Origin of the sequence: Mesorhizobium sp. M7A.F.Ca.US.006.04.2.1 (genome assembly GCF_004022915.1) — a bacterium.
GTDB classification, from domain to species: Bacteria; Pseudomonadota; Alphaproteobacteria; order Rhizobiales; family Rhizobiaceae; genus Mesorhizobium; species Mesorhizobium ciceri.
Genome location: NZ_RZQA01000293.1, coordinates 1 through 6,823, shown reverse-complemented (window position 1 = coordinate 6,823; position 6,823 = coordinate 1). Strand labels below are relative to the sequence as shown.

Below are 6,823 nucleotides of genomic sequence, written 5' to 3'. Positions count from 1 at the left end.
ATTCTGCCTGCCGCACCGGACGGCCGACCGGGCCCATGATGCCAACCTTCATGCTGGGCGCGGCCTGCATGGCCCAGGCGGAGCCGACGCTCTCGCCGGGATGGATCAGGAAGTCGACATCGATGATGCCCTTTTCCACGTCAAGCGCGCGGATGGTGTAGACGCGCGCCACCGGGCGCCGGTCGTCGGTGGGCCAGACCGGTAAGCCATTGCCGCCCAGCACCGGCCACAGCGGATCGGGGACGTCCCTGGTCGGAAACAGCATGCGGATATGCATGCCGCCGAACTTGGCGAAGCGCGAGAGATTCTCGCCGGCCAGACGAATGCGGCGCATATTCGGAGTGAGGTCGCGAACATCGGTCACCACCATCTCGCGGAACTGGGCGAGGCTGGTTTCGCCTGAGAGATCGCCGGTCCAGACGATCTCGGGGTTTTCCTCCTTGGCGTAGACCTGTACGGCTGTGGCGAGCAGGTCCTTGATACGGGCGAGCCCGTCGCGGGCGGCAGCATTGGCCCGCATCACCAGCCGCTCCATGTCGAACGAGGCGCCGCCGAAGGCAAAGCGGAAATCGATGCGCTGTCCCTGATGCGAAGCATCGGCCTCGAAGCTCCGCAGCCTGTCGGAGATGCTGTCCATGTAGTCCGGCAGACGCCGCAGGTTGAGCCGTGCCTCGCAGGCCAGTTCACGCACCGATGCTTCGTTCATTGTCAGCCTCCGATCCTGCCGGTGAGGGCCACCTTGAAGGTGCGGCCCTTGCCCTGTTCTGTTGCCGCCGAGGTCGACCATGCGCTTTGCGGATCGGTGTAGGCGGTGTTGAAGATGTTATCGACGCCGAAATCGAGCTTGAGGTTGTCGTTGACGCGCCAGTTGGCGAAGACATTGACCAGATCGAAACCGTCATCGACGACCGGCACGGCGTTGGGATTGGTGCGGCTGGTGCGGGTGATCTTGCCGACGCTGAGATATTGCGCGCCGACGGTGAGCTGGTCCTCCAGCATGCGGAAGCCGATCGTGGCCGAGAAGCGGTCGAGCGGCGTGTTGTTCAACGCCTGGCCGGAATAGACGCCGCTGACGACCTTGGCGTCGATCAGCGCGCCGGAGAGGTTCACGAAACCCCAGCCATAATCATAAACCATCTCGGCCTCTACGCCCTTCAGGCGTGCGTCGCCGATGTTGATTGCCGTGCGCGGCAGCACGGTGAGGTCGACGTCGATGTAATCCTCGACGTCAGTGTGGAAAACGTTGACCTTGGCGCGCAGCCGATCACCCGCCGTCAGCACATCGTCATATTTCACGTTGACGCCGGCCTCCCAGTTCTTTGCCATCTCGGGCTGCAGCAGAAGATTGGGCCGATATGTATCACCGCCGCCATGCGCGCCGCCGCCACGGAAGACATCCTGCAGACCCGGCGCCCGGTAGCCTTCGGAATAGGTGCCATAGAGCTGGAAGCCATCGAATGGCGTGACGCCGACGGTGAGGCGCGGCGACCAACGATCGCCGGAGATCGAGGCTTCCTGCGGTGACGGGATGCGCGTCTCGCCATCGAGCTGGTAACCGTCATAGCGCATCGCCGCGATGACCTGCAGCCAATCCTCGTAATCGCCCTGCCACTGCAGGAAGCCGCCATAACCCTGCTGTTGGCCAGCGCCGAAATGCGCCGCTTCCGAGGAGGCCTCGAGATAGTAGTAGTCGAGTCCGTAGGTCAGCGTATGTGCTAGTCCCCAGACGTCGAACCGCGAGGAGTTCTTCACATTGAAACCTGTCGTGGCCACGTCGTAGAAGCGGAAATTGCCGATCGCCGAGGTCGGCCAGACCTGAGTCTGCTCGGCGCGGGTGCGGTTGTGATAGGCATTGGCGCTGAAGTCGATCAGCGCGTTGTCGTCGGGCTTCCAGGTGTAAGCGGCGGTGTAGGTCTGGTTGGTGGTGTCGGTGTCATAGCGGCTCAGGGTCGGCGAGGTCGAGCCGCTCGATCCGGTGATCTGGTCGTTGTAGCGCTGCCGGATGGCGCCGAGCTTCAGCTCATGGCCATCGGCCGGCCGCAACGTCGCCTTCAGATAGCCGCTGGTCACCCGCTCGCCGGTCCATGGCACGGTGTCGCCATTGCCATCGGTGTAGCTGTCGCGGTCGCGGTAGATGAGGTTGCCGATGATATCGGCATCGTCGCTGAAGCGGTAGGCACCGGTGGTGCTGGTGGTGAAGCCGTCGCCATTGTCCTCGTAGCCGAGCTTCTCGCTCAGCGCCCAGCGCTCATCCTTCTTGAGGAAATCGCCGGCATCCTTGGTCTCGAAGGAGACGACGCCGCCGATGCCGCCGGAACCATAGGCATTCGACACCGGACCGCGAATGACGGTGGCTTCCTTGATCAGGTCGGGTTCGACATAGAACGAGCCAGAGCCATGACCGACGCGCCAGTAGTCCTGGCGGGCGCCGTCGAGGGTGACGACGACGCGGCCATATTGCTCCAGGCCGCGGATGTTGATGGCGGTTGCGGGATCGTCGCCATTCATCGAGGCAGCGACGCCCGGGGTGGTGCGGAAGATGTCGGCGGCTGTGTCGGGGTGGATGCGGTCGAGTTCGTCCTGATCGACGGCGCTGATGGCGGCCATCGATTCGATCACCGCCGTTTTGATCATCGTTGCCGAGATGGTGATCACGTCGAGCATCGTCGCCGGCTGGTTCTGCGCGACACTGGCCGGCGCCAGGCGGCCGGTCTTGGCGGCGGTCTTTTTCTCCCGGTCCTGTTCCTGCGCGCTGGCAAGAGGCACGGCGCAGAGGCCGAGCACGAAGGCGAGCGCCGTGCTCGCCATCAATGTCGTGTTTGTTGTCGTTGTCATGCAGCCCCCAAGCAAAAGCAAAACTGCTGGCGGTGGCTGAGCGGCCTTGGCTGGCATTATTGAAAATCCCTCGACCAGTCAGGTCAGGGCACGGGTCACATATTAAAACATGATGACATAAGTCAACTTTAAATTTATAGCCGACCATCTTCGAGAAGCATCTGGCACGGGAACAGCGGCATGGTCGGCAGTTTAGGCGAAGGCAAGACGACCCACTGGTCGCAACCGGGCAGGATCGCGGCGGTGCTGCTTCTGGCACTGTCGGTGCTGGCGCCTTTCTGCGGCTTCAAGGCGCTGGCCGCCGAGATCGTTGTCGATGCGCTGGGGCGAACCGTCGTGCCGGGCGCGGCGACCCGGATCGTGACGCTCGGTTCCGACGTCACCGAGATCGTCCACGCGCTGGGCGCCGGCGGGCGAATCGTCGCTATAGATCGCGGCAGCAAATATCCGCCTGAAGTCGCGCAAAAACCCAATGTCGGCTACCGCCGCCAGCTTTCGGTCGAGGGGCTGGCCAGCCTGCGTCCCGACCTGATCCTGGCCGCAGAAGACAGCGGGCCTCCTGAAGCGGTCGAGGTGCTGAAGTCGCTGGCAATCCCGATCGTCTTGGTCCCGCAGGACAACAGCCCGCAAGGCATCGAGCACAAGATCACGTTGATCGCCGCCAGCCTTGGGCTCGAGGACAAGGGCAAGGCGGTTTCCGCCGAGGTGCTCACCGCCTTTCAGGCTGCCGCGGATCTGGCGTCGCAAATTCCGCCGGAGCGGCGCAAGAAGGTGGTGTTCTTCCATGGCCTGGTACGTCTGAGCGCTGCCGGCGCGGGTACTTCTGCCGACGCCATCATCCGCTATGCCGGCGGCCTCAACCCTATGGACATCGTACAGGGCTACAAGGCGGCGTCGGAGGAAAAACTGATCGAGATGGCGCCTGACGTCATCCTGATGATGGGCGACGGCAAGGGCGGGCCGTCGGCCGAGCTGGTGTTCGGCAACCGCGCGCTGGCGGCAACGCCGGCGGCAGCCAACAAGGCGCTGGTCGTGCTCGACGGCGCCTACATGATCGGCTTCAGCCCGCGCACATCGGATGCGATCCGCGACCTGGCGAAAGCGCTCTATCCGGAAGGGGAATGATGTCGCGAAAATCGCAAGACGGTTCGGCTGGGCAGTACAATTTCGTCGCCGAACCCCGTTGCGCTTCATAAATGCTGTCCGTCCGGATTTCTCCGGATCGGCTTCCGCCCGAACAAACTTGGCGGCTCGGCCTGAAACATTGGCACGATATTCTAAGCCGCGCGGTTGACCGTGAATGCGCTCTCCAGCCTATAATTATACTAAATTCATAGACTAACTGCAAACGCTCGGAGCGCTCGCATCTTGGCCTGTGAAAATGGTTGCACAAGGGAGCGCATCGATGCCGAAAACAGAGTCCAATCCGGTCGACCTCGGCACCAGGGCCGCCGACTTCCTGCTGCCCGACGCGCAAGGTGTGCTGCACCGCCTTGCCGATTTCGACGCCAAGCTGGCCTTGCTCGTCGCTTTCATCTCCAACCGCTGCCCGTTCGTCGTGCTGATCCGCGAGCAGCTTGCCGCTTTCGCCAGGGATTATGCGGGCAAGGGGCTGCAGGTGGTGGCGATCAACGCCAACGACCACGAGGCGCATCCGGAGGAGAGGCTCGCCCATATCGGCGAGGAGGCCGAAAAATTCGGCTATTCCTTCCCCTATCTCAAGGATGCGTCGCAGCAGACGGCGAAAGCCTATGGCGCGGCTTGCACGCCCGACTTCTTCCTGTTCGGCACTGACCGGCGGCTCGCCTATCACGGCCAGTTCGACGATGCGCGGCCGGGCAACGGCAAGCCGGTGACGGGTGCCGATCTGCGCGCGGCGGTCGATACGGTGCTGGAGGGCGGCAGGCCCACTGCCAGCCAGGCGCCGTCGATCGGCTGCAACATCAAGTGGAGCGCGGGCAACGAGCCGGTGTGGTCTTCCAGCGCGGCCCGCGCGGCCTAGCGCCTGCTTCGACTTTATTCGCCAGGTCTCCATGCCCAAGCCGCAAAAATCCGCTTCCGACAGCTTGCTGCTCCAGGCCGACGTGCTGGTGCTGGGCGGCGGTCCGTCGGCAGCTTGGGCAGCAGTCGCCGCGGCCGAGGCCGGCGCCAAGGTGGTGCTGGCCGACAAGGGCTATCTCGGCACCAGCGGCGCCACCGCGCCGTCCAACACCGGCACCTGGTGCGTGCCGCCGGGCGACAACAGGCATGCCGTGGTCGAGCGACGCTGGCAGCGCACCGGCGAACTCGCCGACCCGCGCTGGATGCTGCGCTGCGTTGACACCGCCTACCGCAACCTGCTCAGGCTTTCCGAATGGGGCTATCCCTTCCCGAGCGAGGATGACGGCCGGCTCTACATCGCCAATCTGCGCGGCCCGGACTACATGCGCTTCATGCGCCGCCGCGTGCTTTTGGCCGGCGTCACCGTCCTCGACCATCATCCCGCGCTCGAACTTTTGTCGGACGGCGATGCCATCGTCGGCGCCGCCGGTGTCGCCAGGCAGATCGGCCAGGATTGGCGCGTCGACGCCAACGCGGTGGTGCTGGCGACCGGTGGCTGCGCTTTCCGCGAGCGCATCCTCGGCGCGACCGGGCTGACCGGCGACGGCTATCTGATGGCGGCGGAGGCCGGCGCCAGCCTGTCGGGCATGGAGTTCACCGGCAAATACACGCTGGCGCCCTACGGCTCCTCGTTGAACAAGGGGCTGCCGTTCCGCTGGGCGTCGTTCCATCGCGAAGATGGCTCACCGATCGTCGGGCCGACCGGCGAGCCGTTGCGCAACGGCATCGGCGACCGCGAGGAGGAAGTGGCGCGCGCGCTGATCGACGGCCCGGTCTACGCGCGGCTCGATCAGGCCGAACCAGCGCTGCAGGGCTGGCTGCGCCAGGGCCAGCCGAATTGCTTCGTGCCCTATGACCGCGCCGGCATCGACCCTTTCAGCGAGCTGTTCCGCATCACCCTGCGCGCCGAAGGCACGGTGCGCGGCACGGGCGGCATAGACATCGTCTCCGACGATTGCGCCACCGGCGTACCCGGCCTCTATGTCGCCGGCGACGCGGCCAGCCGCGAGATCATGACCGGTGCGGTGTCGGGCGGCGGCGCCGTCAATTCGTCCTGGGCGCTGGCCAGCGGCTGGTGGGCGGGCAAGGGCGCTTCGACCCATGCCAAGCGCCGGACCGGCAAGGCATTCCGCACTGAGGTGCAGTCGCTTGGCCAGGCTGGATTACGTCCTGCATCATCGCCGCGCGTCGACATCTCGGCAGGCGAAGTCATCGAGGCGGTGCGCAGTGAGGTGACGCCGCTCGACAAGAATTTCTTCCGCACCGGCGAAGGCCTGGAGAAAAGCGGCGAGCGGCTGGAGAGTGTCTGGCGCGACGTGCGCGACCATCTGCAAGGCGACGGGCTGGATAGGGTCCGTACCCGAGAGGCAGCTTCGATCGCCGCCGCCGGGCGCTGGTCCGTGGCCGCAGCGCTGCACCGCACCGAGAGCCGCGGTATGCATCGCCGCACCGATTTGCCGGGCAAGAGCCCGGCCTTCGCGCACCGGCTGGTCATCACCGGTGTGGATGCGTTCCGCATCGCAGGCGCGCCTGAGCGGCTGGCGGAGCTGGCGTCATGATCGAGATCGTCTCGGCCACGCGCTGCGTCGAATGCGACATCTGCGTCAAGGTGTGCCCGGCCAACGTCTTCGACGCGACCGAGAGCGGCGTGCCGGTGATCGCCCGCCAGGAGGACTGCCAGACCTGCTTCCTGTGCGAGATCTACTGCCCGACCGACGCGCTCTATGTGGCCGAGTTCGCCGAAGGGCCGACCGGCATCACGGAAGCTCAGGCCGACGCCCGACAGCTGTTTGGCTCCTATGCCCGCGCGCTCGGCTGGAAGCGCGGCAAGGCCGGCGGTTCGGAATTCGACCCGACGCACCGCATCCGCGTGGCGCAGTGAACCGAT

General features: G+C 65.1%; 6 protein-coding genes. 4 read left to right on the top strand and 2 right to left on the bottom strand.

Features of this window, described 5'->3' with window-relative positions; translation table 11 throughout:
- On the bottom strand, window positions 1–706 hold a 706-nt coding region (locus EN925_RS17025; protein ID WP_128336726.1), incomplete at its 3' end, for a siderophore-interacting protein.
- 2 nt (window positions 707–708) lie between these two features.
- A complete protein-coding gene (locus EN925_RS17020; protein WP_128336724.1) occupies window positions 709–2,835 on the bottom strand; it encodes a TonB-dependent hemoglobin/transferrin/lactoferrin family receptor in 2,127 nt (708 codons plus the stop codon).
- Window positions 2,836–3,015: 180 nt separating this feature from the next.
- On the opposite strand from EN925_RS17020, the gene EN925_RS17015 reads away from it, so the two are divergent.
- From EN925_RS17015 to EN925_RS17000, 4 genes are all read left to right on the top strand, one after another.
- Window positions 3,016–3,960, top strand: coding sequence for an ABC transporter substrate-binding protein (locus EN925_RS17015; protein WP_127388343.1), 945 nt, complete (start codon window positions 3,016–3,018; stop codon window positions 3,958–3,960).
- Between the two features lie 280 nt (window positions 3,961–4,240).
- Complete coding sequence (locus tag EN925_RS17010) at window positions 4,241–4,837, top strand: thioredoxin family protein (RefSeq protein WP_128336722.1); 597 nt, start codon at window positions 4,241–4,243, stop codon at window positions 4,835–4,837.
- A gap of 31 nt (window positions 4,838–4,868) precedes the next feature.
- Window positions 4,869–6,494, top strand: a complete 1,626-nt coding sequence (locus EN925_RS17005) for an FAD-binding protein (protein WP_024501571.1) — start codon at window positions 4,869–4,871, stop codon at window positions 6,492–6,494.
- Complete coding sequence (locus EN925_RS17000) at window positions 6,491–6,817, top strand: ferredoxin family protein (protein WP_013530816.1); 327 nt, start codon at window positions 6,491–6,493, stop codon at window positions 6,815–6,817. The genes EN925_RS17005 and EN925_RS17000 overlap by 4 nt, the downstream gene beginning before the upstream one ends.
- Window positions 6,818–6,823: the final 6 nt, after the last annotated feature.

Coding starts and splice junctions, on each gene's coding strand:
- EN925_RS17000 (WP_013530816.1), top strand. CDS start 6,491: ATGATCGAGATCGTCTCGGCCACGCGCTGCGTCGAATGCGACATCTGC.
- EN925_RS17010 (WP_128336722.1), top strand. CDS start 4,241: ATGCCGAAAACAGAGTCCAATCCGGTCGACCTCGGCACCAGGGCCGCC.
- EN925_RS17005 (WP_024501571.1), top strand. CDS start 4,869: ATGCCCAAGCCGCAAAAATCCGCTTCCGACAGCTTGCTGCTCCAGGCC.
- EN925_RS17020 (WP_128336724.1), bottom strand. CDS start 2,835: ATGACAACGACAACAAACACGACATTGATGGCGAGCACGGCGCTCGCC.
- EN925_RS17015 (WP_127388343.1), top strand. CDS start 3,016: ATGGTCGGCAGTTTAGGCGAAGGCAAGACGACCCACTGGTCGCAACCG.